The organism is Caulobacter sp. LjRoot300, from assembly GCF_964253875.1.
In the GTDB taxonomy this organism is placed as follows: Bacteria; Pseudomonadota; Alphaproteobacteria; order Caulobacterales; family Caulobacteraceae; genus Caulobacter.
Map to the genome: position 1 here is coordinate 383,104 of NZ_CAXUSA020000005.1, position 20,859 is coordinate 403,962.

21 protein-coding genes, 1 tRNA gene and 2 pseudogenes are annotated in these 20,859 nt (G+C 69.2%); 9 read left to right on the forward strand and 15 right to left on the reverse strand.

The window, feature by feature from the left end; all coding sequences use genetic code 11:
* Positions 1–85: 85 nt before the first annotated feature.
* The 8 genes from ACSQ2G_RS19150 to ACSQ2G_RS19185 all read right to left on the reverse strand — a co-directional run bounded on the left by ACSQ2G_RS19150 (position 86) and on the right by ACSQ2G_RS19185 (position 5,538).
* Complete coding sequence (locus ACSQ2G_RS19150; protein ID WP_436033562.1) at positions 86–430, reverse strand: hypothetical protein; 345 nt, start codon at positions 428–430, stop codon at positions 86–88.
* A gap of 117 nt (positions 431–547) precedes the next feature.
* Positions 548–1,489, reverse strand: a complete 942-nt coding sequence (gene htpX, locus ACSQ2G_RS19155; RefSeq protein WP_436033564.1) for a zinc metalloprotease HtpX — start codon at positions 1,487–1,489, stop codon at positions 548–550.
* Positions 1,490–1,518: 29 nt separating this feature from the next.
* Positions 1,519–1,821 (reverse strand): zf-TFIIB domain-containing protein, encoded by a 303-nt coding sequence (locus ACSQ2G_RS19160; RefSeq protein ID WP_436033566.1) that lies wholly within the window; start codon positions 1,819–1,821, stop codon positions 1,519–1,521.
* 374 nt (positions 1,822–2,195) lie between these two features.
* Complete coding sequence (gene rpsD, locus ACSQ2G_RS19165) at positions 2,196–2,813, reverse strand: 30S ribosomal protein S4 (protein WP_310084743.1); 618 nt, start codon at positions 2,811–2,813, stop codon at positions 2,196–2,198.
* A gap of 164 nt (positions 2,814–2,977) precedes the next feature.
* Positions 2,978–3,250 carry a type II toxin-antitoxin system RelE/ParE family toxin gene (locus ACSQ2G_RS19170; RefSeq protein ID WP_436033569.1) on the reverse strand — a complete coding sequence of 91 codons (273 nt, stop codon included), beginning with the start codon at positions 3,248–3,250 and terminating at the stop codon, positions 2,978–2,980.
* Positions 3,238–3,417, reverse strand: a complete 180-nt coding sequence (locus tag ACSQ2G_RS19175; protein WP_310084747.1) for an antitoxin — start codon at positions 3,415–3,417, stop codon at positions 3,238–3,240. The genes ACSQ2G_RS19170 and ACSQ2G_RS19175 overlap by 13 nt, the downstream gene beginning before the upstream one ends.
* 31 nt (positions 3,418–3,448) lie before the next feature.
* Complete coding sequence (fghA, locus tag ACSQ2G_RS19180; protein WP_436033571.1) at positions 3,449–4,291, reverse strand: S-formylglutathione hydrolase; 843 nt, start codon at positions 4,289–4,291, stop codon at positions 3,449–3,451.
* A 122-nt stretch (positions 4,292–4,413) separates the two neighbouring features.
* Positions 4,414–5,538 carry an S-(hydroxymethyl)glutathione dehydrogenase/class III alcohol dehydrogenase gene (locus ACSQ2G_RS19185; RefSeq protein ID WP_436033572.1) on the reverse strand — a complete coding sequence of 375 codons (1,125 nt, stop codon included), beginning with the start codon at positions 5,536–5,538 and terminating at the stop codon, positions 4,414–4,416.
* An 89-nt stretch (positions 5,539–5,627) separates the two neighbouring features.
* On the opposite strand from ACSQ2G_RS19185, the pseudogene ACSQ2G_RS19190 reads away from it, so the two are divergent.
* Positions 5,628–5,756: pseudogene (locus ACSQ2G_RS19190) on the forward strand (hypothetical protein); the annotation flags it as partial.
* Between the two features lie 13 nt (positions 5,757–5,769).
* Here ACSQ2G_RS19190 and ACSQ2G_RS19195 read toward each other — a convergent pair.
* Both ACSQ2G_RS19195 and ACSQ2G_RS19200 read right to left on the reverse strand, forming a co-directional pair.
* Positions 5,770–6,570 carry an RNA methyltransferase gene (locus ACSQ2G_RS19195; RefSeq protein WP_436033574.1) on the reverse strand — a complete coding sequence of 267 codons (801 nt, stop codon included), beginning with the start codon at positions 6,568–6,570 and terminating at the stop codon, positions 5,770–5,772.
* Positions 6,571–6,663: 93 nt separating this feature from the next.
* Complete coding sequence (locus tag ACSQ2G_RS19200; RefSeq protein ID WP_436033575.1) at positions 6,664–9,171, reverse strand: ATP-binding protein; 2,508 nt, start codon at positions 9,169–9,171, stop codon at positions 6,664–6,666.
* Positions 9,172–9,377: 206 nt separating this feature from the next.
* On the opposite strand from ACSQ2G_RS19200, the gene ACSQ2G_RS19205 reads away from it, so the two are divergent.
* Both ACSQ2G_RS19205 and ACSQ2G_RS19210 read left to right on the forward strand, forming a co-directional pair.
* A complete protein-coding gene (locus tag ACSQ2G_RS19205) occupies positions 9,378–10,595 on the forward strand; it encodes an NADP-dependent isocitrate dehydrogenase (protein WP_436033576.1) in 1,218 nt (405 codons plus the stop codon).
* A gap of 175 nt (positions 10,596–10,770) precedes the next feature.
* Positions 10,771–11,979, forward strand: a complete 1,209-nt coding sequence (locus ACSQ2G_RS19210) for a hypothetical protein (RefSeq protein ID WP_436033578.1) — start codon at positions 10,771–10,773, stop codon at positions 11,977–11,979.
* Positions 11,980–12,077: 98 nt separating this feature from the next.
* On the opposite strand, the gene ACSQ2G_RS19215 is transcribed toward ACSQ2G_RS19210, so the two are convergent.
* Positions 12,078–13,037, reverse strand: coding sequence for a glucokinase (locus tag ACSQ2G_RS19215; RefSeq protein WP_436033580.1), 960 nt, complete (start codon positions 13,035–13,037; stop codon positions 12,078–12,080).
* A 189-nt stretch (positions 13,038–13,226) separates the two neighbouring features.
* Between ACSQ2G_RS19215 and ACSQ2G_RS19220 the strand changes: the two genes are divergently transcribed.
* Positions 13,227–13,799, forward strand: a complete 573-nt coding sequence (locus ACSQ2G_RS19220; RefSeq protein ID WP_436033582.1) for a DUF2939 domain-containing protein — start codon at positions 13,227–13,229, stop codon at positions 13,797–13,799.
* Positions 13,800–13,922: 123 nt separating this feature from the next.
* Positions 13,923–14,906: an AEC family transporter gene (locus ACSQ2G_RS19225; RefSeq protein WP_436033584.1), complete on the forward strand. Its 984-nt coding sequence runs from the start codon at positions 13,923–13,925 to the stop codon at positions 14,904–14,906.
* Here ACSQ2G_RS19225 and eutC read toward each other — a convergent pair.
* Positions 14,857–15,663, reverse strand: a complete 807-nt coding sequence (gene eutC / locus ACSQ2G_RS19230) for an ethanolamine ammonia-lyase subunit EutC (protein ID WP_436033586.1) — start codon at positions 15,661–15,663, stop codon at positions 14,857–14,859. The two genes, ACSQ2G_RS19225 and eutC, sit on opposite strands and share 50 nt — an antisense overlap.
* Positions 15,664–15,674: 11 nt before the next feature.
* The gene (locus ACSQ2G_RS19235; protein ID WP_436033587.1) at positions 15,675–17,057 is read right to left on the reverse strand and encodes an ethanolamine ammonia-lyase subunit EutB; all 1,383 of its coding nucleotides are present in this window, start codon (positions 17,055–17,057) and stop codon (positions 15,675–15,677) included.
* Positions 17,058–17,178: 121 nt separating this feature from the next.
* On the opposite strand from ACSQ2G_RS19235, the pseudogene ACSQ2G_RS19240 reads away from it, so the two are divergent.
* The 3 genes and pseudogenes from ACSQ2G_RS19240 to ACSQ2G_RS19250 all read left to right on the forward strand — a co-directional run bounded on the left by ACSQ2G_RS19240 (position 17,179) and on the right by ACSQ2G_RS19250 (position 18,757).
* Positions 17,179–18,132, forward strand: a pseudogene (locus ACSQ2G_RS19240) (3-keto-disaccharide hydrolase).
* A gap of 81 nt (positions 18,133–18,213) precedes the next feature.
* Positions 18,214–18,465 (forward strand): type II toxin-antitoxin system ParD family antitoxin, encoded by a 252-nt coding sequence (locus ACSQ2G_RS19245; protein ID WP_436033589.1) that lies wholly within the window; start codon positions 18,214–18,216, stop codon positions 18,463–18,465.
* A complete protein-coding gene (locus tag ACSQ2G_RS19250; protein ID WP_436033591.1) occupies positions 18,455–18,757 on the forward strand; it encodes a type II toxin-antitoxin system RelE/ParE family toxin in 303 nt (100 codons plus the stop codon). Before ACSQ2G_RS19245 ends, ACSQ2G_RS19250 begins: the two co-directional genes overlap by 11 nt.
* 150 nt (positions 18,758–18,907) lie before the next feature.
* Here the strand turns inward: ACSQ2G_RS19250 and ACSQ2G_RS19255 are convergent, their stop codons facing one another.
* Together ACSQ2G_RS19255 and ACSQ2G_RS19260 are read right to left on the reverse strand one after the other, a co-directional pair.
* Positions 18,908–19,609, reverse strand: a complete 702-nt coding sequence (locus tag ACSQ2G_RS19255) for an SHOCT domain-containing protein (protein WP_436033593.1) — start codon at positions 19,607–19,609, stop codon at positions 18,908–18,910.
* A gap of 183 nt (positions 19,610–19,792) precedes the next feature.
* Positions 19,793–19,868: transfer RNA gene (locus tag ACSQ2G_RS19260), tRNA-Ile, on the reverse strand.
* A 202-nt stretch (positions 19,869–20,070) separates the two neighbouring features.
* Between ACSQ2G_RS19260 and ACSQ2G_RS19265 the strand changes: the two genes are divergently transcribed.
* Entirely contained in the window at positions 20,071–20,826 is a 756-nt protein-coding gene (locus ACSQ2G_RS19265; RefSeq protein ID WP_436033595.1) for an SIMPL domain-containing protein, read from the forward strand.
* The last annotated feature ends 33 nt before the right edge of the window (positions 20,827–20,859 follow it).

Genomic DNA, 20,859 nt, shown 5'->3' on the forward strand with positions numbered 1-20,859 from the left:
CCTAGTTTGCCCACGGCTTGGCCGCGCGCAACCGGCCAGGCCGCGTGCTCCGTAAATTCACTTCGATGGCCTGGACGGCGGCGGGTCAGGCCGCCTTGGCGTCCAGGGTCTCGCGCAGGCGCGCGGCCACCTCGCCCAGGGTGATGCGCGACAAGGCGCCGTCGACGTCAGGCGCACCCTCGGCGGCTATAGAACTGGCCAAGCCGGCGGTGAAGTCGGTGATGGCGGTGATGTGCTGGGCCAGCATGTCGACCATGTGCAGTTCCTGCATCACCTTCAGCCGGCTCTCCAGCGGCACGGCCTCGAGCAGTTGCCCCAGGGCGCTGTCCAGGTGGCCGCACGAGACGGCGGCGATCGACATCTCGGCCGACAGCGCTTCCAGCAGGCCGGCGATACCGGCGGTCTTCTGGACTTCGAGCGTCATGGTCATGGCTTTCCCCCAAGCGTTTCAAACCGATAGCGCCTGGGGCCTTGTCGCATAGTTAAGGCTGGCGGAAACCCGGCCCCGGGCGAACCGGGCCCAGGGGGCGACAGATTGTCGCGGATCTCAGCTCCAGGGGCCGATCCGGCGCCCGTCGCCGGCTGGCACGGCTGTCCCGACCCGGCCGCGCGTGGCCTGGCTGACGCCCAGCCGCAGCAGGGCCTCGACCCGGTTGTGGGTGGCCGGGTGGGTCGAGAACAGGTTGTCGGCGCCCCCATTCGCCCTTGGGCCCGACAACGGGTTGATGATGAACAGGTGCGCCGTGGCCGGGTTGCGCTCGGCCTCGACATTGACCGCGCCGCCGCGGGCATAGGCCTCGATCTTCTCCAGCGCCCGGGCCAGCGCCCGGCCGTCGCCGGCGATCTGGGCGCCGACCCGGTCGGCCTCGTATTCACGCGAGCGGCTGATGGCCATCTGCACCAGCATGGCGGCGATCGGCGCCAGGATCGCCAGGGCGATGGTCCCGATCAGGCCGCCCGGCCGCTCGTCGTCCTCGCGCGAGCCGCCGAAGAAGAAGGCGAAATTGGCCAGGGCCGAGATCGCGCCGGCGATGGTGGCCGTCACGGTCATGGTCAGGGTGTCGCGGTTCTTCACGTGGGCCAGTTCGTGGGCCATGACGCCGCGGATCTCGTCGCGGTCCAGCAGGCCCAGAAGGCCGGTGCTGGCGGCCACCGCTGCGTGGTCGGGGTCGCGGCCGGTGGCGAAGGCGTTGGGCTGCTCGCTGTCGATGATCGTGATGCGCGGACGCGGCAGGCCGGCCCGGCGGGCCAGGTCCTCGATGTCGGCGACATAGGCGCGGACCAGCGGCTCGGGGTGGCTGGCGTCGACCTCGACCGCGCCGTACATCCGCAGCACGATCTTGTCGGCGTTCCAGTAGCTGAACAGGTTCATGCCCAGGGCGAACACCAGGGCGATCAGCATGCCGGTCGGGCCGCCGATCATATAGCCGGCCCCGACGAACAGCGCCGTCAGGCCGGCCAGCAGGACGAAGGTCTTGATGTGGTTCATGGCTTTGGATCGTGAGGTCTGGTCGTGGATCAGTCGAAGATGTCGAACAGGTCGAAACGCTTCTTCTTGTGGCCATGGTGGCGGCGCTCGTCATCGTGACGATAGTCCGGGCGGCGATCGGAACGCGGGCCGGAACGCTCACGGGGCCGATCGTAGTCAGGCAGGCGCGGCGTCGCGGCCTGGGGCTCGCCCCGCTCCATGGCCATCAGCTTCTCCAGCTCGCCGCGGTCCAGCCATACGCCCCGGCACTGGGGGCACATGTCGAACTCGACGCTGGCGCGTTGCACGGCCTGCATGGAGGCGTCGCAGTTGGGGCACATCAGAAGCGGCATTTCGGATCCCTGTCCTGTTGATGGACGGGTGTCCTCGAAGCTGGAGCCGGTGGCGGAGGGGGGAGGGACAACCGGACCCAGACATCGAGAACACCCGATGCGGTCCGACATCACGAGTGCTTGCATCACTCGCCAGAGGGGCCCGGCCCGCTCTTCAAACTTAGGAGGCTGCCGGGGCGGTTCAAGGTCCGCGGTGCGGAAAAAGATCCTCCCCTTCGGGGGAGGTGGCCCGGAGGGCCGGAGGGGTAGCTCGGCCTGGGCGGAAAGCCCCCTCAGTCGCTACGCGACAGCTCCCCCAAAGGGGGAGCAGCAACAACAACGAAAAAGGCCCCGGGTTTCCCCGGGGCCTTTCCGATCGTCTTCGAGGTCGACGCTTACGAAGCGTAGAATTCGACGACGAGGTTCGGTTCCATCTTCACCGGGTACGGCACTTCGGCCAACTCCGGGGCGCGGACGAAGGTGGCGGTCATCGCCTTGGCTTCGACCGTGATGTAGTCGCAGAAGTCGCGTTCCGACGAGGCCAGGGCCTCGATCACCAGCGCCATGTTGCGCGACTTTTCACGGACGCTGACCACGTCGCCGGCCTTCACGCGGTAGGAGGCGATGTTGACGCGCTTGCCGTTCACCAGCACGTGGCCGTGGTTGACGAACTGACGGGCCGCGAACGGGGTCGGCACGAACTTGGCGCGGTAGACGACGGCGTCCAGGCGCGATTCCAGCAGGCCGACCAGGTTTTCAGCCGTGTTGCCCTTGCGGCGCGCGGCTTCTTCATAGGTGCGGCTGAACTGCTTTTCGGTCAGGTTGCCGTAGTAGCCCTTCAGCTTCTGCTTGGCGCGCAGCTGCAGGCCGAAGTCAGAAACCTTCTGCTTGCGGCGCTGGCCGTGCTGGCCGGGGCCGTAGGACCGCTGGTTCACCGGCGACTTGGGCCGGCCCCAGAGGTTTTCGCCCATGCGGCGATCGATCTTGTACTTGGCGCTATGGCGCTTGGACATAAGTCACTCTTTTAGTTCGATCCGGGCCGGCGCCCTCGAGAGGGTGCGATCTCAACGGCGGCTTCGGGTCATTCCGTCATGCGGTTTTCGCGCCGTCCGGCGAGCCGGCGGCGAGAAGGGGCGGTTTATGACCGAGGGGCGGCGGGGAGTCAACGGCGGGAGACTCAGTCCGTTTGCTGAGCGCCATGGCGTATACGCACGATGACCACCGCGTCGGGCGTTATGCGGTAGCGCAGAATGTAGGGCGGGATCGCCGTCAGCTCCCGCAAACCCGGTCCTGCGGACCGTGTCCGTTCCGGGTGCTCGCCGAGGCTCTCACCGGCTCGCTTGAGCCGCATGGCCATGCGCTGCGCGGTGAGCGGACTGAATTGACCGATATAGGCTCGAATGGCCGCCAGATCCGACAGCGCGCGGCGAGTCCAGACTACTTGAACCACGAGGCGGGCGCGGGCTTTTCATCAGGTGTTCCCCAGGTCTCGAGCCAGGCGGCGACCTCGGCGTGAGGAACGACCCGTCCAGCTTCAAGATCCGCCAAGCCTTCGGCGTCGGCGGCGGCTTCCGCCTCGTCATCGACCTGATCAAAGATGGAAGGTTCGGGGGTCATGGCGTTGAACCTACCACAGGCGCCAAGCGCCTTAAAGCCGGCCGCCGAGCCTCTCCGCGTGCCAGGCCACGTGGTCGCCGATGAAGGTGGCGATGAAGAAGTAGCTGTGGTCGTAGCCCTCCCGCCGACGAACCGTGACCTTGCGGCCGGCCTTGGCGGCGGCGGCTTCGATCAGCTGCGGCTTCAGCTGGCTCTCTAGGAAACTGTCGGCCAGGCCCTGGTCGATCAGGATTTCGTCGAAGGCTGCCCCTGCCCCGTCCTCGATCAGGGCGGTGGCGTCGTGGGCCCGCCAGGCGGCGCGGTCCTGGCCAAGATAGGCGGTCATCGCCTTGTCGCCCCACGGGCAGTTCAGCGGCGAGACGATCGGCGAAAAGGCGCTGACCGACCTGAACAGGTCCGGGTTGCGCAGGGCGATGGTCAGCGCCCCGTGGCCGCCCATCGAATGGCCGAAGATCCCTCGCCGGCCCGCGTCCAGCGGGAAGGCGCCGTCGATGGCCTCCAGCAGGTCCCTGGTGATGTAGGAGTACATCTTGAAATGCGGCGTCCACGGCGCCTGCGTGGCGTCGACATAGAACCCCGCCCCCTGCCCCAGGTCATAGGCCGGATCGTCGGCGACGCCTTCTCCGCGCGGCGAGGTGTCGGGCGCGACGACGGCGATCCCATGCCGCGCCGCGTGCGCGTAAACGCCCGACTTGGTGGTGAAGTTGTCCTCGGTGCAGGTCAGGCCCGACAGCCAGACGAGGTACGGGAACGGCCCTTCGCCATCCGGGGTCCAGACCGTGAACCGCATCGGCGTGCCGGTGCTGGCGCTGTCGTGCCGGCAGTAGCGCAGGGTCCCGCCCTGGGTGCGGTGGGTGGCGAGGGTTTCGACCATTTCAAGCTCCTCCCCTCCCCCTTGCGGGGAGGGGCTGGGGGTGGGGGAGCCAGCGTCGAGCCGACACCCCCTATCCGACCGCTTCGCGGCCACCTTTCCCCGCAAGGGGGGAAAGGATCAAATCAGAACGTCACCACCGTCCGGATGCTCTCGCCCTTGTGCATCAAATCGAACGCTTCGTTGATGCGGTCCAGCGGCAGGACGTGGGTGATCATCGGGTCGATCTGGATCTTGCCGTCCATGTACCAGTCGACGATCTTGGGGGTGTCGGTGCGGCCGCGGGCGCCGCCGAACGCCGTGCCGCGCCAGACCCGGCCGGTGACCAGCTGGAACGGCCGCGTGGCGATCTCCTTGCCGGCCTCGGCCACGCCGATGATGATGCTTTCGCCCCAGCCGCGATGGCAGGCCTCCAGCGCCTGGCGCATGACCGTGGTGTTGCCGGTGGCGTCGAAGGTGTAGTCCGCGCCGCCGTCGGTCAGGGCCACTAGGTGGGCGACGAGGTCGCCGTCGATGGTCTTGGGCCCAAGATTGCGGGGATTGACGAAGTGGGTCATGCCGAACTGGCGGCCCCAGGCCTCGCGGTCCGGATTGAGGTCGACCCCGACGATCATGTTGGCGCCGACCAGCTTCAGGCCCTGGATGACGTTCAGGCCGATGCCGCCCAGGCCGAACACCACCGCGTTGGCGCCCGGCTCGACCTTGGCGGTGTTGACCACCGCCCCGACGCCCGTGGTCACGCCGCAGCCGCAATAGCAGGCGCTCTTGAACGGCGCGTCCTTGCGGATCCGCGCCACGGCGATCTCGGGCAGCACCGTGAAGTTCGAGAAGGTCGAACAGCCCATGTAGTGGTGGATGGTCTGGCCCTTGTAGGAGAAGCGGCTGGTGCCGTCCGGCATCAGCCCCTTGCCCTGGGTGGCGCGGATGGCCGTGCAGAGGTTGGTCTTGCCGCTGAGGCAGCTTTTGCACTGCCGGCATTCGGGCGTGTAGAGCGGGATCACGTGGTCGCCGACCGCCAGGCTGGTGACGCCGGGGCCGACCTCGACCACCACGCCCGCGCCCTCGTGACCCAGGATCGAGGGGAACAGGCCTTCGCTGTCCAGGCCGTCCAGGGTGTAGGCGTCGGTGTGGCAGACGCCCGTGGCCTTGATCTCGATCAGCACCTCGCCGGCCTTGGGGCCTTCCAGGTCGACCTCGACGATCTCCAGCGGCTTCTTGGCCTCGAAGGCGACGGCGGCGCGGGTCTTCATCGTTCAGGTCTCCGGAAGTCGAGTCGGCGGCACCTTGCCTTTGAGGCGCGGCGGGGTCGAGCCCTTACGGCTAGCCTGGCGGAAGACGTCTGGCTCAACGGCGGCGCGGCCGTGCGTCCTTCGAGGCTCGGCTATGCCTCGCACCTCAGGATGAGGAATTCAGCAGCAACAAAGCTCCTCATCCTGAGGCGCCCGCGCAGCGGGCCTCGAAGGACGCAAGACCTCGAAGCGCTAGCCTCCGGCGTCGGGGGTCTCGCCCTTGGCGGCCTTCTGGGCCGCCAGCTTGGCCAGCACCCGGCCTCGGCCGCGCGACAGGGCGGTGACCACGCCGCGGAAGGTGCGCACCTCCTGCTCGGTCAGCCGGGCCCGGGCCAGCGGAGCGCGCAGGTTGCGGACCATCGACGGCTTCTTCTCGGGCGGATGGTAGAAGCCGGCCTTGTCCAGCTCGTCCTCCAGCTGGCCGTACAGGCCCAACAGGCTGGACTGGTCGGCCGGCTCGGCGACGTTGTACTCGAACCTCGACCACGGCCGGTCGTCGACCGTCATCTTCCATTCGTAGGCGTTGATCGACACGGCTTGGGCCAGGTTCAACGAGCGGAAGCGCTCGTCGATCGGGATCGAGACGATGGCCTGGCACAGGGCGATGTCGTCGGTCTCCAGCCCCGCCCGCTCGCCGCCGAACAGCAGGCCCACCGCGCGGCCCTGGGCGACGTCGGCCGACAGGTGGGCGGCGGCCTCGCGCGGGGTGTAGACCGGCAGGCGGGTCTCGCGCGGGCGGGCCGTGGTGGCGAACACCAGCTTCAGGTCGGCGATGGCGTCTTCCAGGCGGTCGAACACCTTGGCGTTGTCCAGCGGCCAGTCGGCGCCCGAGGCGCTGGCCCAAGCGCGCTCCTGCGGCCAGCCGTCGCGCGGCTTGACCAGGCGCAGGTCCGACAGGCCGAAATTGGCCATCACCCGGGCGACCGCGCCGATGTTCTCGGCCAGTTGCGGCTGGTTCAGGATCACGCAGGGCGGAGGGTTCGTGGCGCTCATCGCCTCCCTTTGCCGCCGGACCGCCGCGCGGTGCAAGTCCCATGATGATGTTTCGCGCCTCCGGCGACGTCCGGCCGGCGGGATGATCCAGGCTTAATCCGCCACGCTGAGCTCGCCCGCCGCGCGCGTCGTCCGCGCCCGCGCCAGGGCCTCCAGCAGTTGGGCCGGGCGCACCGGCTTGGCCAGGTGGAGGTCGGCGCCGGCGGCCTTGGCGGCCGAGACGTGCTCCTCCATGGCGTTGGCGGTCAGCATGACCAGCAGCACCGGCGCGGCGCCGGCGGCGGCTTCGCGCTCGCGGATCAGGCGGGTGGCGGTCAGGCCGTCCATGACCGGCATCTGCATGTCCATGAGGATGGCGTCGAAGGCCCCGGGCTGGAAGGCGTCCAGCGCCGCCTGGCCGTCCTCGACCATGGTCAGGGCCACGTCGAACGGCTGGAGAATGATCTCCACCACCTTCTGGTTGGTGGGATGGTCCTCCGCGACCAGCACCCGCAGGCCTTCGAGCGAGACCTCTTCGTCGTCGTCCGGCGCGGCGTCCTCCACGGCCCGGATGCGGGTCAGGGGCAGGTCGACCCGGAAGGTCGCCCCGCGGCCCAGCACGGCGCGCGCGTCGATGCGCCCGCCCATCATCTCGGCCAGGGCGGCGCAGATCGACAGGCCCAGGCCCGAGCCGCCGAACTGGCGGGTGATCGACTGGTCGGCCTGGACGAACCGCTTGAACAGCCGCCGGCGCACGGTGTCGTCGAAGCCGACGCCGGTGTCGCTGACGATGAAGCTCAGGCCCTCGCCGGCCTGTTCGACGCTCAGCGCCACCTCGCCGAGGGCGGTGAACTTGACGGCGTTGGCCAGCAGGTTGTTGAGGATCTGGCTGATCCGTCCGGCGTCGCCCAGATAGCCGCCCTCCAGGCCCGGCTGGATCGACCACCGGAAGTCCAGCCCCTTGGCCTGCGCCGACGCCCGGTGCAGTTCGGCGACGCCGCCGACCAGGGCGGCCAGGTCGAACGGCGCGGGGGTCAGCTGGAACTGGCCGGCCTCGATCTTGGAGACGTCGAGGATGTCGCTGAGCACCTGCTCCAGCAGCCGGCCCGACGAGGTGACCAGTGCGGCCAGCTCGCGACGGCGCTCGGGATCGACCTCCTCGCCCAGGCGGTCGCCGATGGCGATCACCCCGTTCAGCGGCGTGCGCAGCTCGTGAGACATGTTGGCCAGGAACACCGACTTGGCCTGGTTGGCGCGCTCCAGCTCGGCGGTGCGCTCGGCGACGCGTTCCTCCAACGAGCGCAGCAGCTCGATATTGCGGTCGCGCTGGTCGCGCAGGGTGCGGGCCAGGGCGCCGATCTCGTCGGTGCGAGCCTCGATCGGCTCGGCCTCGACCACCGCGCCGGTGCGATGGGCGTCAGCCAGGACCCGCAGCGGCCGCTCGACCATCAGGCGCATCACCCGATAGAGCAGCGCCACCTGAATGATCACTCCCAGCACGCCGAACAGCAGCACCCACGAGGCCGTCTTGACCGCCGACCACACCAGGTCGCCGGACGGGAAGCTCATCAGGAAGTACCAGTCGGGCTCCTTGAGCCGGCCATAGGCGATCACCCGGTCGCCATGGCGAATGGCGCCCACGTCGGCGCCGAGGGCGCGGATCTGGCGAACGACGTCGGCGACGCCCTCCTGAGCCTGGACCCGGACCAGGGCCCGGGCGTCGACGACGCCGTTCTTGGCCAGGCCGGGCGCGGCGATCAGCTCGCCGTCGGACGAGACGATCATGTTGCGCCCGCCGGGCAAGGCGTCCTCGACGGCCCGCAGCAGGTAGGAGTCCAGCGACAGGCTGGTGCCCCAGGCCCCCAGCTGCTTGCCGTGATAGTCGAAGGGGGTCATGCAGGCCGAGTTCAGGCCCCGGCCGCTGGGGTCCGACAGCAGCTTGCGCAGCTTGGTGCACTTCATCACCCGCTCGCTGTTCTGCTGGGGCAGGGTCAGCAGGGTCATCTCCTCGCCGCTGACGTCGAAGGTCGGCGGGGCCTTGTGACGGTAGTACATCAGCCGATCGGGACGCCGCGGCCCGAACATCACCAGCCGGGTGTCCGGCGTGAAGAAGTAGAAGTTGTCGTAGCGGTTCAGCTCGGCCTCGCCGGTGTGCGAGACCACCTGGGTCGCCGCCAGGAACAACGCCTTCTGCTGCGGGGTCAGCTTGTCGGCGTCGCGCAGGTAGCCGCCGACGCCGTAGGTGTAGTCGCCGTCGATCGTCTCGCCGTCATAGAGGGCGTCGGCCGTGCGGCGGGTGCCGTCGCCGCGCCTGGGGAACTGGGCGTCGAACTCGCGCTCCACCGTGCGGGGGTCCAGAGCCTGCAGCCGCCGCGCCAGGGAGTCGGAGGCCGCCTCGTGCACCTTGACCAGGTCGGAGAACAACCGGTCCTCGGTCTTGACCCGCTCGGCGGCATATTCGGTCAGGTGGCGCACCTGGGCGTCGGCGGCCGATCGCTGCACGAAGACGAAGGTCACGGCCGTGGCCACCCCCGTCACCGCGATGGACAGGATGGCGACGATCGCCAGCAGCCGCCGCGCGAGCGGCGAAGTGACGTCGGCTATGGCGGTCCGCTTCTCCACGCCTGGTTCGTACCCCAAGAAGCCTCAACAAGGATTTACACGCGGATCAAACACTTAGCGCGCGAAAATGGCTTCGTCGCGGGATCGCGGCGGCCTCGGCTTTCCCCCCGGCCCGCAACAGTCTATAGGCACGCCGTCCGCGCCGCTCCTTGGCCCTGTGCGCCAAAGAGTCACAGGCGCGCCACCGCGAGAGGAAAGACCCCGCAATGGCCAAGATCAAAGTCGCCAACCCCGTCGTCGACATGGACGGCGATGAAATGACCCGGATCATCTGGAAGCTCATCAAGGATAAGCTGATCTTCCCGTACCTGGACCTGGAGCTCGATTACTTCGACCTCAGCGTCGAGAACCGCGACGCCACCAATGACCAGGTCACGATCGACGCGGCCGAGGCGACCAAGAAGCACGGCGTGGCCGTCAAGTGCGCCACCATCACCCCCGACGAACAGCGCGTCACCGAGTTCAATCTCAAGAAGATGTGGAAGTCGCCGAACGGCACCATCCGCAACATCCTGGGCGGGGTGATCTTCCGCGAGCCGATCATCTGCCAGAACGTGCCGCGCCTGGTGCCCGGCTGGACCCAGCCGATCATCGTCGGCCGCCACGCGTTCGGCGACCAGTACAAGGCCACCGACTTCCTGTTCCCGGGCAAGGGCACGCTGTCGATCAAGTTCGTCGGCGAAGACGGCGCCACCATCGAGCACGAGGTCTACAAGGCCCCATCGGCCGGCGTGGCCATGGGCATGTACAATCTCGACGAGTCGATCCGCGACTTCGCCCACGCCTCGTTCGCTTACGGCCTGGGCCGCGGCTATCCGGTCTATCTCTCCACGAAGAACACGATCCTCAAGGCCTATGACGGCCGCTTCAAGGACATCTTCCAGGAGATCTACGACGCCGAATACGCCGACAAGTTCAAGGCGGCCGGCATCCATTACGAGCACCGCCTGATCGACGACATGGTGGCCTCGGCGCTGAAGTGGTCGGGCGGCTACGTCTGGGCCTGCAAGAACTACGACGGCGACGTGCAGTCCGACATCGTCGCCCAGGGCTTCGGCTCGCTGGGCCTGATGACCTCGGTGCTGATGACCCCGGACGGCAAGACGGTGGAAGCCGAGGCCGCCCACGGCACCGTCACCCGCCACTACCGCCAGCACCAGAAGGGCGAGAGCACCTCGACCAACTCGATCGCCTCGATCTTCGCCTGGACCCGCGGCCTGGCGCACCGCGCCAAGCTGGACGACAACGCCGACCTGGCCGCCTTCGCCCACACCCTGGAGAAGGTCTGCGTCGACACCGTCGAGAGCGGCTTCATGACCAAGGACCTGGCCCTGCTGGTCGGCGACAAGCAGTCGTGGCTGACCACCGAGGGCTTCCTCGACAAGATCGACGAGAACCTGAAGAAGGCGATGGCCACGGCCTAGGCTTCAGGGTCCTCGACCTTCGCGACGCCTCTCCCTCCGAGGGAGAGGCGTTTTGCGTTTCAGGGCCCCGGCCCCTACAACTAAGGCGGGGTCTTTGGGCGCCGCGACCTCGCGCCGCGCGTTCCATGACCTCGAGGCGGCCGCCTGATCGAGAGGTTTGTCCCATGGTCCGCGTATGACGGCGATCGCTTGTCTGAAGATCTTCGTGGGCGAGGAACTGGTCTTCGCCGACGCCGAAACCATGGCCGGAGTCGTCGCCAAGGTGGCGTCCGCCTACCTGGAGACCCACTGGACCTGGCCGCGCCGGTACGGTCTGGTGGCCCCCTTCTCCTTCGTGCTCGCCGATCCCAGGGCGACCAGCCTGGACGCCGAGGAACTGTGCCGGATGTCCCGGGAGCTGCAGCACAAGCTGTTCGGCGACCAGGGCGCGGGCGAGGTCACGCTGCTGATGCTGGAGGGCGACCAGGCCGAGGTCATGCGGTTCGCGGGCACGCCGGCCATGGCGCTGAAGACCCTGCTGGACGGCCTCGACAAGGGCGGCTTCGCCGGCCGGGTCTGCAAGATCACGCCGGACGGCGCGGTCAGCCTCACGCCGCCGGACGGTCCGACGGCCGGAGCCCCGCCGGCCGAGGAACTGGCGGCGCTCTCGCCGGCGGCGGGCGACATCGACGACTTCCTGCAGGTGGACGCGCCGCGCACCGGCTGGTGGGGCATCTACTACCTGCCCAAGGAACGGTTCGTCGGCGGCGGCGTGGGCTGGGGCGCCGAGATCGACGGCGCGCCGGCCATCGACCTGGTCGAGGCCGTCGAGCGCGACCAGGCCTGCCTCGACGCCGCGCTGGTGGCGGCCGACTCTGGACCGTCAGGCTACCTGTTCGTGCCGTTCTGCTTTTCCGCCCTGATCAAGCCCAGCCTGCAGCGCGCCTACGAGCCCGCCCTCCAGAAGCTGCCGCGCGCTCTGCGGCCCAGGCTGGCGGCCAACATCTACGACGTGCCCCGCGAACCCAGCTATGGCGCGATCAGCAAGGTCCGCTCGCTGTTGACCGACCGCTTCTCGCTGCTCGACCTGCACGTCTCCGACCCGGGCTTCCGGATCGAGAGCCTGCAGGCCGGCGCGGTGAACAGCGTGACCTTGGTGCTGAGCGGCGAGGACGAGCGGCAGCGCGCCGCGGCGATCACCCGTTTCCTGCGCGACTCCGCCATCTACCGCACCAAGCGGGTCTGGCAGGGCATCGCCGGGGTCAAGAGCCTGCGCGAACTCGACCTCTGCCGTCGGCTGAAGGCCCCCTTCCTCAGCGGCCCGATCGTCGCGCCGATTTCGTCCAGGTTCACCGGCGAGGCGGCCTGCCCCTCGCTGAACCTCCCCTATCGCCACACCGCCTAGAGCGAACCGCGCGATGCAGGAATCGCGTGGTTCGCTCTAGATTTTTGTTTTCGCATCGCTTTTGCGGAAAACCGGCGTCCACTTTTCCGCGCGATGCTCTAGAAGAGGCTCCGTTCGGCATAGAGCGCCGAAAGGCCCAGCAAGCCGCAGTCGGCTTCCAGGACCAGATAAAGGGGAATGTCCTTCATATAGACGTCCATCCGCCCCTTGGCCTCGAAGCGGGCCCGGCACAGGTCGCGGTCGAACAGGTCGGTCCAGCCCAGCATCATCGGGCTGAAGATGTAGACGCCGCTGCGGGCCCCGGCCACCAGCGCCAGGTCGCCCGAGACCGCCCCCAGCCAGCTGGAGAACAGCGCGAAAGCCTCGCGGGCGATCGGGTCCTGGGCGCGCGCCGCCGCGACCAGCTGCGCGAAATCCCCCGTCCGCGGTCCATGGCCATCCAGCTCGGAGATGGCGGCGGCGACCTCGAGCAGGCCGCCGTCGGACAGCACCCGATCAGCCGAGACGTAAGGATTGGCCAGCCTCAGGTGTTCGATGATCGCGCATTCGCGGGCGGTGCCCGCCGCCAGGGCGGCGTGCCCGCCTTCGCTGGCCGTGGCCACCCAGCCCACGAAGCCGTCCGGGTTCAGGATCGACACGCCCAGGCCGGTGCTCGGCCCCAAGGCTGCGGCTGGCGCCTGGCCCTTGGGCGGCGCCCCGCCGATCTGTTCCAGGGCTTCCGGCCCCAGCAGCGGCATGGCCATGGCGCGGGCGGTGAAGTCGTTGACCAGGCGGACGTCGGCGACGCCCAGCCTCTCGGAAAGCACCTCCCCGTCCAGCTTCAGGTTGGCGTGGGTCACCTGCAGGGTCTTGCCGAAGATCGGCCCCGGCGCCGAGAACGCCGCGCCGCGCAGGCGCGGGCCGCCCCGCTTCGACAGTTCTTCGCCCAGTTTCTCGATCAGTTCGTCCAGCGAGGCGGCCGGTATCACCTCGGTCGTCGCGGGCGGCTCGCCGGCCTCGACCACCGCGAAACGCGCATACGCCCCGTCCGCATCGACCAACAGGAACTTATCGGACACGGGCACCTCACTGGTCGCGGCGGTCTTGCGTCCTAAGAAACGCGCGTTTCCCCTGACTAGGCAAGGAAGTTCGTCCTCAGACCCGTCCCGGGGCAAGGCGCGTAAGGTCGCATCGTGCGCCCCGCGAGGCGCCTTGCCCGGACCGGGGGAATAGGCTGTCCTGTGGTCTCACCCTCGCGCGGAGCGCCGATGACCCTTCAGAAGCGGCTTTGGGACCTGGTGGTCCTGGCGATCGTGATCTTCGCCGCCGTCTTCGCCACGGCGCCGTGGTTCGCCTTCCGCGCCCTCAAGGCCGCCGCCCAGTACGAGGACGTGCAGGCGATCGCCGAACTGGTCGACTTCCCGGCGGTGCGCGGCGGCCTGACCGCCGAGCTGAAGGAGACCCCGGCCGCGGCGCCGGCCGAGCCGCCGTCGATCTGGCGCGATCCCCTGGGCGTCTTCAAGCGGGCCATGGGGCCGATCGCTCCGCCCGAGCCCAGGGTCGATCGCTACCTGACCGTCCCGGGCTTGGCGGCCCTGACCCGGGGCTATGCGCCCGGCGCCGCGCCGGCCGTCGCGTCCCAGCCCGCCTCCGCCTTCGACAAGGCCAAGACCGCCGTCGCCGGTCCGCACCCGACCATCGTCTACTGGGATCCCAACCGCGTGCGCATCTCGGTCAAGCGGCCGGGCCAGCCGTCCAAGGCGACGGTCTTCACCTTCCGCCGCGACGAGCTGTTCACCTGGCGGCTGGTGCACATCCGCCTGCCGACGGACGAGCGGTAGCGGCCGCCGCGCTGCGGGATCCGGAAAACGGCCGAACTTTGACCGCCGCCCGCGACCGATGCTATCGACGGACGGCCCCTTCGGGCGGAGACCGCCACGCTTGCGCCCTTTGCCGGTGACCCTGTGATCGACCTGTTGCTCGACGTGCCGCAGCGGGTCGTGCCGTTCTTCCTGCTGGTGGCCTGCGGGGTGACCCTGGCCCGGCTGCGCTTGTTCGACGCCCGGATGTCGGCGGGGCTGTCGACCTATGTCTACTGGATCGGCTTTCCGGCCCTGCTGGTGCATTCGCTGTCGCGCGTGGGCGTTCCCGACCGCGCCCTGACCCTGGGCCTGCTGGCCTATGGGGCCTGCGCCCTTCTGGTGGTGCTCCTGATCGTGGCGATCGGCATCGCCCTGCGCTGGACACGCGAGGAGCGGGCCGGCGGAGCCCTGTCGGCCAGCCTGGGCAACAGCGCCTTCCTGGGCCTGCCCATCGCCCTGGCGGTGCTCGGCCCGGAGGCCGCGCGGGTCTCGGCCGGCGTGGTGGCGGTGGACTTCGTGGTCGTGGCGGCCATCGGCGTGGGCCTGCTGGGCTGGGCCGGCGGCCGCTCGACCTGGCGCTCGCTGATGCAGGCCCTGCGCAATCCGATCGTGCTGGCGGCGATCACCGGTTCGGCCATGGCCCTGGCCGGCCTGTCCCTGCCCGGCGTGCTGGACCGCGCCGTGGCCGCGGCGGCCGCCTCGGGCAGCCCCGTCGCCCTGGTCGCTCTCGGTGTCGCCCTGGGCCTGACCGGCCTGCCGGCGGCCGGCGTGCCCTGCGAGCCCACCGACGAGGAGCCCTCGCCGATCCCGCGCTGGGGCCCGATCGTCGTCGCCGCCGTCGGCAAGCTGATGGTCATGCCGACCCTGGCCTGGTTCGCCACCGGCCTGGTCGACGCGCCCCTGCCCTTCCGCCTGGGCGCGACCCTGCTGGCCGCCACCCCGACCGCGGTCAACGTCTTCATCCAGACCAAGGCCTACAGCGTGTTCGAGCGTGGTGGAGCCCGGATCGTGGCCCTGACCACCGCCGTCTCCTGCGTCAGCCTGTCGGCGCTGGCGATCCTTCTGGAGCGATACGCGGGAGCGTGACCGCCGTCAGGGCGGCCGTGTCGCTCTCGTCCTTCAGCCCCACGCCGGTCAAGCCCAGCCGCAGGGCCTCGCGGGCGTGCCAGGCCAGCTTGAAGGCCGCCGCTTCGTAGCCCAGCCCCTCGGACCTGATGTTGGACACGCAGTTGCGCTCGGCGTCGGTGCGGCCGACCCGGGGCGAGAAGGTGATATAGGCCCCCAGACTGTCGGGCGACGACAGGCCCGGCCGCTCGCCGACCAGCAGGATGACCAGCCGCGCGCCCAGCAGCTCGCCCACCGCGTCGCCCAGGGCCACCCGGGCTTGGCGGGCGACGACAACCGGCCCCAGCCGCCAGCCGGCCTCGCGGACCGCCGGCAGCAGGGCCTCGACCAGCGGCGCGGCATGGGCGTGGACGGCGGTGCTGGACAGGCCGTCGGCGACGACGATCGCCAGGTCGCAGGCCCCGCGCGATCGCGCCGCGAGCGCTGCGCGGCCGACCTCCGACAGGGTGCGCCCCAGGTCCGGCCGGCGCAGGTAGGACGCCCGGTCCGGGGCGGCGCTGTCGACGATCAGGGTTTCCAGGCCGAGGGCCTGGATCGCCGCCGCCGTCGCCTCGGCCTCGAACGGGGCGTGGACCGCGTCGCGGGCCTGGGCGTGGGCCAGGGCGAAGCCCAGAACCTCGGCGGTCGGCAGGCTGGAGCCCGTCCGTCCCAGGGCGATGCGGGCGGGGGTGTGGCGGCGCAGGGCGGTCCAGGGATCGGACGTGACTCCCTCAGGCAAGGTTGGCGCGCTCATCCCGCGACGCCCGCGGCCAGCAGCGGATGGCCGGCGGCGCGCGGCGCCAGGCGCCCGTCCGCCCCGACGATCCGCGCCCGCTGCAGCCAGGCCTCGAACTCCGGCGCCCGCTTCAGGCCCAGAAGCTCGCGCACATAGAGCGCGTCGTGGAACGAGGTGGACTGGTAGTTCAGCATCACGTCGTCGGCGCCCGGCACGCCCATCACGAAGGTGACGCCGGCCGTGGCCAGCAGGGTCAGCAGGCTGTCCATGTCGTCCTGGTCGGCCTCGGCGTGGTTGGTGTAGCAGACGTCCACCCCCAGCGGCGCGCCCAGCAGCTTGCCGCAGAAATGGTCCTCCAGCCCGGCCCGGATGATCTGCTTGCCGTCATAGAGGTATTCGGGGCCGATGAAGCCGACCACGCTGTTGACCAGCAGCGGCTCGAAGACGCGGGCCACGCCGTAGGCGCGGGCCTCCAGCGTCTGCTGGTCGACGCCGTGGTGCGCGCCCGCCGACAGGGCCGAGCCCTGGCCGGTCTCGAAATACATGACGTTGTCGCCCACCGTCCCACGGCCCAGCGAACGGCCGGCGTCCAGGCCCTCGCGCAGCAGATCCAGGGTGACGCCGAAGCTGGCGTTGGCGGCCTCCGTGCCCGCGATCGACTGGAACACCAGGTCGACCGGCGCGCCGCGCTCGATCAGCTGGATCGCCGTGGTGACGTGGGTCAGCACGCAGGACTGGGTCGGGATCTCGAAGCGCCGGATCAGGTCGTCCATCAGCCGCGTCAGGTCGCCCAGCACGTTCAGGCTGTCGCTGGCCGGGTTGATGCCGATTACCGCGTCGCCACAGCCGTACAGCAGGCCGTCGAGAATTGAGGCGGTGACCCCGGCCGGATCGTCGGTCGGATGGTTGGGCTGCAGCCGCACGGCCATGGTCCCGGGCAGGCCGATGGTGTTGCGGAAGCGGGTCGTGACCTTGCACTTGGACGCCGCCAGGATCAGGTCCTGGTTGCGCATCAGCTTGCTGACCGCCGCGGCCATCTCCGGCGTCAGGCCCGGCGCCAGGCGGGCCAGGGCGGCGGGCGTGGCCAGCTCCGACAGCAGCCAGTCGCGGAACTCTCCCACCGTCAGCGAGGCCACGGGCGCGAAGGCCGCCGCGTCGTGGCCGTCGAGGATCAGGCGAGTGACCTCGTCGGCCTCGTAAGGGACCAGGGCCTCGGACAGGAAGGTCTTCAGCGGCAAGTCGGCCAGGGCCGTCTTGGCGGCGACGTTCTGCTGGGCGCTGGCGGCGGCGATCCCGGCCAGGGCGTCGCCCGAGCGCGGCGGCGAGGCCTTGGCCATCAGCTCGGCCAGGGTCTCGAAGGTCCAGGTGGCGCCGCCCAGGGTCATACGATAGGCCATGACGGCCAAGGTGGCGCCGATGGCGGCGGCTGGGAAGCGACGGCTCGGGACCGGGACGTCACAAGGCCGACCTGCCGGTTTGGCGGGCGCCGCCGTGGTGAGGGCGGGCCTGTCTACGACCATGCGAGCCTTGCACCGACAACGCTGTCAGCTACCTTGCCGCCAACCTACGCGCGCGGGAGGACGCATGCTCAAGATCCTGGCCTTCACCCTGGCGCTGGCCGCCGCCGCGCCCGCCCTCGCCGCGCCCGCCCTGGCCGCCCCGGCGCCGCCCTTGGCCCTGGCCGAGGTCCCGAAAGCCGCCGGGCCGTCGGTCTCGCTGTTCAACGGTAAGGATCTCAGCAGCTGGGACGCCTGGCTCGGCTATGCCGACCCGGCCCTGACCTACAAGCGTCCGCCCATCGCGCCGATCGGCGCCGGCCCCAGGAGCGCCGAGATCTTCAAGGCGGTGGTCGAGGACGGTCGCCCTGCCATCTATGTCAACGGCAGGATCTGGGGCAGCCTGGTCCACCGGGGCGACTTCCGCGACTACCATCTGCGGCTTCAATACAAGTGGGGCAAGGGCCGCTGGCCGCCGCGCGAGACCCAGGCGCCCAACAACGGCCTGCTCTACCACTCGCACGGTGCGCCCGGCGCGGTCTGGGGCGCCTGGAGCCAGGCGGTGGAGTTCGAGATCATGACCGGCTCGATCGGCATGGTCGTGCCGGTGGGCGAGGCGATCAGCGCCACCGCGACCGCCGTCGACGACCCGACCCTGATCGATCCCAAGCTGCGGTTCTCGCCCGCCGGCCGCGCCACCACGGCCAAGGGCGGCACGGCGCAATGGAACATCGAGGCCTACAGCGACGCCGAAAAGCCGGCCGGCGAATGAAACACCCTGGACCTCTACGTGCTGGGCGACCGCGCCGTCCACGTGGTCAATGGCGTGCCGGTCATGGAGGTCCGCGACCTCAAGGCCGACGGCGCCCCCCTGACCCACGGCGCGATCCAGCTGCAGTCGGAAGGCGCCGAGACCTTCTTCCGCGACATCGTGCTGGAGCCGATCACCAGCCTGCCGAAGGTGGTGGCGAAGTAGGCGGCGCCTTCATCATGCTGGAAGCCGGTTCCGTATTGACAATCTTTGCCAAAATATCACCCTCCGCGGGAGAGGTGTGAAATGGCCACCATGAATGTTTCCCTGCCCGACGCCATGAAGGACTGGGTCGAGAGCCGCGCCCAAACCGGGCGCTACAGCAACGCCAGCGACTATGTGCGCGACCTGATCCGCCGGGACCAGGAACGCGCCGCCAAGCTCGTCGCCCTGCAGCGCTTGGTCGACGAAGCCGAGGCAAGCGGCGTGAGCCCCAATTCCATGAGCGACATCCTCCAGGCCGCGCGACGTCGGGCCGGCGCGGACCATGGGCTATAGGCTCAGCCGCAAGGCCGAGGAGGACATCCTGCAAATCTACCTCGCGCGCGGGGGGGGGGGGGGGGGCGAATTCGGCGTGAGCCAGGCCGAGCGCTATCACGCGGGGCTGGAGCAGGCCTTCATGTTCCTGTCCGACTTCCCACGCGCCGCGCCGGAACGACTCGAACTGAGCCCGCCGTCACGCGTCCATCCGTACAAGAGCCACATCATCCTCTACCGGCTCGACGGGCCGGATATTTTCATTCAGCGCGTGCGTCACGGACGTGAGGACTGGATAGACCCGCCGCGATGAGCGCCCGCCGGACCTGGCGGAGGCGTACTCATGGCTCAGGCAGGGGAGTTAAAGAGTGCGCGTCCCTCTTTCCAGGCGGGAACTTCGCATTTTCATCGTTCCCCCACGTGGGTCCGCTGACGACGAGCGACCTGCCCGTGCGAATTGTGCTCAGAACGCCGCGAGAATTTTGGACTTCATTTCCTGAAACTCGGCGTCGCTGATGACACCCTGATCCAGCAAGACCTTGGCCTTCTGGATGTCGTCCATCATCGAATTCTTCTGGGTGGCCGAAGCGGTCGGAGCCATCGGCTGGGCGGCATGCACGGTCACCCCGCCAGCGGCGGCGCGCACTTCCTCCATCGCCCGAATGCGCCGCTTCTCTTCCCACGACTGCTCTTCCTTTTGAGCGCGGGTGTACATCTTCCGAGCCATTTCGCTTTCGATGCCGAAAACGACGAGGGTCGGCAGATGCGTGGCCAGGTGGCGGAACGCGAGGTTGGAACCGCACACCGAGTCCAGCACGTTCTGCTGGATGATGGCGTCCTTCAGGTCTTTCCACTGGATGTCGAGCATGTTGTAGCCGCCAAACAGCCCGCGTTTGAAAATCATGACGCGACTATTGGTGATCCCGAGCACCTCCCGACGCTTCCACAAGGCGAAGATCCGCTTCTGGACCGCGCCAGCGATCAACACCTCTTCGTCCATGAGCGTCATAGAGACGAGGCTCTTCGCCTTTTGCTCGCGGTCGTCCGCGCCGACGTACGTCAGCACGAGCAGAACACCGAGCGGGATGATCCCCAGCCCGAACGAAAACAAGATGATGACCAGCCACGCCAGCACAAAGCCGGCCGCGCTCACGATACCCTTCATGGAATCCCCCAACCCCGACAATCAACCAACAGTAGCCTACACCGTTTGCGATAGCCAAGGCCGCAAACAACCGGCGTCGCGCGCCGTCAGGCGCCGGGTCAATTGCCTCGGACGCCATCGGGTTGGCCTGGCCGCGCCATTGTCCGGAATGGCCATCAGATTGTGAGCGCCTTACGGGAAAGGTGGTAGGCCTGGAGGGACTCGAACCCCCAACCAGACCGTTATGAGCGGTCGGCTCTAACCATTGAGCTACAGGCCCCCGAGACCCAGCGCGAGCGCGAGGCGCGATCCCTTCGGGAGGACGGGTCGATTAGCATGGGCTGCACGCGGCTTAAAGGTCCGGTTCAGGTTGAGCCTGTCAGGAATGCCACCGTCCGTCGTCGGTCCCGCTTGCCGGGGCCGGCGGACGGGACGATCAAGGTCGCGGCGCCTGTCCCCCAGCCGCATGGAGAACGACCATCATGACCGCCCTGACTGCCGCCCGCCCCGCGATTCCCCTGGCGGCTTCCTTCGCCCTGGCGGCCGCCCTGCTGGCGACCGCGGCCGCCCTGCCCGCCAAGGCCCAGACGGCCGACGCGGCCTTCCGCGCCACGACGCTGAACCTGTCGGCCTTCGGCGAGAGCAAGGTCACCCCCGACCTGGCGACCATCACCCTGGGCGTCCAGACCGACGGCCCGACCGCCGCCCAGGCCCTGTCGGCCAACGCCGCCCAGATGACCAAGGTCGTGGCCGCGCTGAAGAAGGCCGGGATCGCCGAGCGCGACATCCAGACCTCGACCCTCAACGTCAATCCGCAGTACGTCTATGTGGAGAACAAGCCGCCCCGGCTGAACGGCTACCAGGCCAGCAACCAGGTGACGATCCAGGTGCGCGACCTGGCCAAGCTGGGTCAGACGGTGGACGCCACGGTCAACGCCGGGGCCACCAACGTCGGCGGCATCAGCTTCGGCCTGCAGGACCCGCAGGCGGCCGAGGACGCGGCGCGGCTCGATGCGGTCAAGGCCCTGCAGGCCAAGGCCGACCTCTACGCCCGGGCCACCGGCTACAGGATCGTCCGCCTGGTCAGCCTGGGCGAAGGCGGCGGCTACACCCCCGCCCCGCCGATGCCGATGTACGCCATGGCCAAGATGGAACGCGCCGCCGACAGCAGCCCGGTCTCGGCCGGCGAGCTGAAGGTGCGGATCGACGTGTCGGCGACCTACGAACTGGTGAAGTAGTCGTGGCTGGGGACAGGCCTATAGGCCTGTCCC

What these genes read in the sequence shown, in the direction of transcription:
- ACSQ2G_RS19150 (WP_436033562.1), bottom strand. Translation starts at nt 430, where the DNA reads ATGACCATGACGCTCGAAGTCCAGAAGACCGCCGGTATCGCCGGCCTG.
- htpX (WP_436033564.1), bottom strand. Translation starts at nt 1,489, where the DNA reads ATGAACCACATCAAGACCTTCGTCCTGCTGGCCGGCCTGACGGCGCTG.
- ACSQ2G_RS19160 (WP_436033566.1), bottom strand. Translation starts at nt 1,821, where the DNA reads ATGCCGCTTCTGATGTGCCCCAACTGCGACGCCTCCATGCAGGCCGTG.
- rpsD (WP_310084743.1), bottom strand. Translation starts at nt 2,813, where the DNA reads ATGTCCAAGCGCCATAGCGCCAAGTACAAGATCGATCGCCGCATGGGC.
- ACSQ2G_RS19175 (WP_310084747.1), bottom strand. Translation starts at nt 3,417, where the DNA reads ATGACCCCCGAACCTTCCATCTTTGATCAGGTCGATGACGAGGCGGAA.
- fghA (WP_436033571.1), bottom strand. Translation starts at nt 4,291, where the DNA reads ATGGTCGAAACCCTCGCCACCCACCGCACCCAGGGCGGGACCCTGCGC.
- ACSQ2G_RS19185 (WP_436033572.1), bottom strand. Translation starts at nt 5,538, where the DNA reads ATGAAGACCCGCGCCGCCGTCGCCTTCGAGGCCAAGAAGCCGCTGGAG.
- ACSQ2G_RS19195 (WP_436033574.1), bottom strand. Translation starts at nt 6,570, where the DNA reads ATGAGCGCCACGAACCCTCCGCCCTGCGTGATCCTGAACCAGCCGCAA.
- ACSQ2G_RS19205 (WP_436033576.1), top strand. Translation starts at nt 9,378, where the DNA reads ATGGCCAAGATCAAAGTCGCCAACCCCGTCGTCGACATGGACGGCGAT.
- ACSQ2G_RS19210 (WP_436033578.1), top strand. Translation starts at nt 10,771, where the DNA reads ATGACGGCGATCGCTTGTCTGAAGATCTTCGTGGGCGAGGAACTGGTC.
- ACSQ2G_RS19220 (WP_436033582.1), top strand. Translation starts at nt 13,227, where the DNA reads ATGACCCTTCAGAAGCGGCTTTGGGACCTGGTGGTCCTGGCGATCGTG.
- ACSQ2G_RS19235 (WP_436033587.1), bottom strand. Translation starts at nt 17,057, where the DNA reads ATGGCCTATCGTATGACCCTGGGCGGCGCCACCTGGACCTTCGAGACC.
- ACSQ2G_RS19245 (WP_436033589.1), top strand. Translation starts at nt 18,214, where the DNA reads ATGGCCACCATGAATGTTTCCCTGCCCGACGCCATGAAGGACTGGGTC.
- ACSQ2G_RS19250 (WP_436033591.1), top strand. Translation starts at nt 18,455, where the DNA reads ATGGGCTATAGGCTCAGCCGCAAGGCCGAGGAGGACATCCTGCAAATC.
- ACSQ2G_RS19255 (WP_436033593.1), bottom strand. Translation starts at nt 19,609, where the DNA reads ATGAAGGGTATCGTGAGCGCGGCCGGCTTTGTGCTGGCGTGGCTGGTC.
- ACSQ2G_RS19265 (WP_436033595.1), top strand. Translation starts at nt 20,071, where the DNA reads ATGACCGCCCTGACTGCCGCCCGCCCCGCGATTCCCCTGGCGGCTTCC.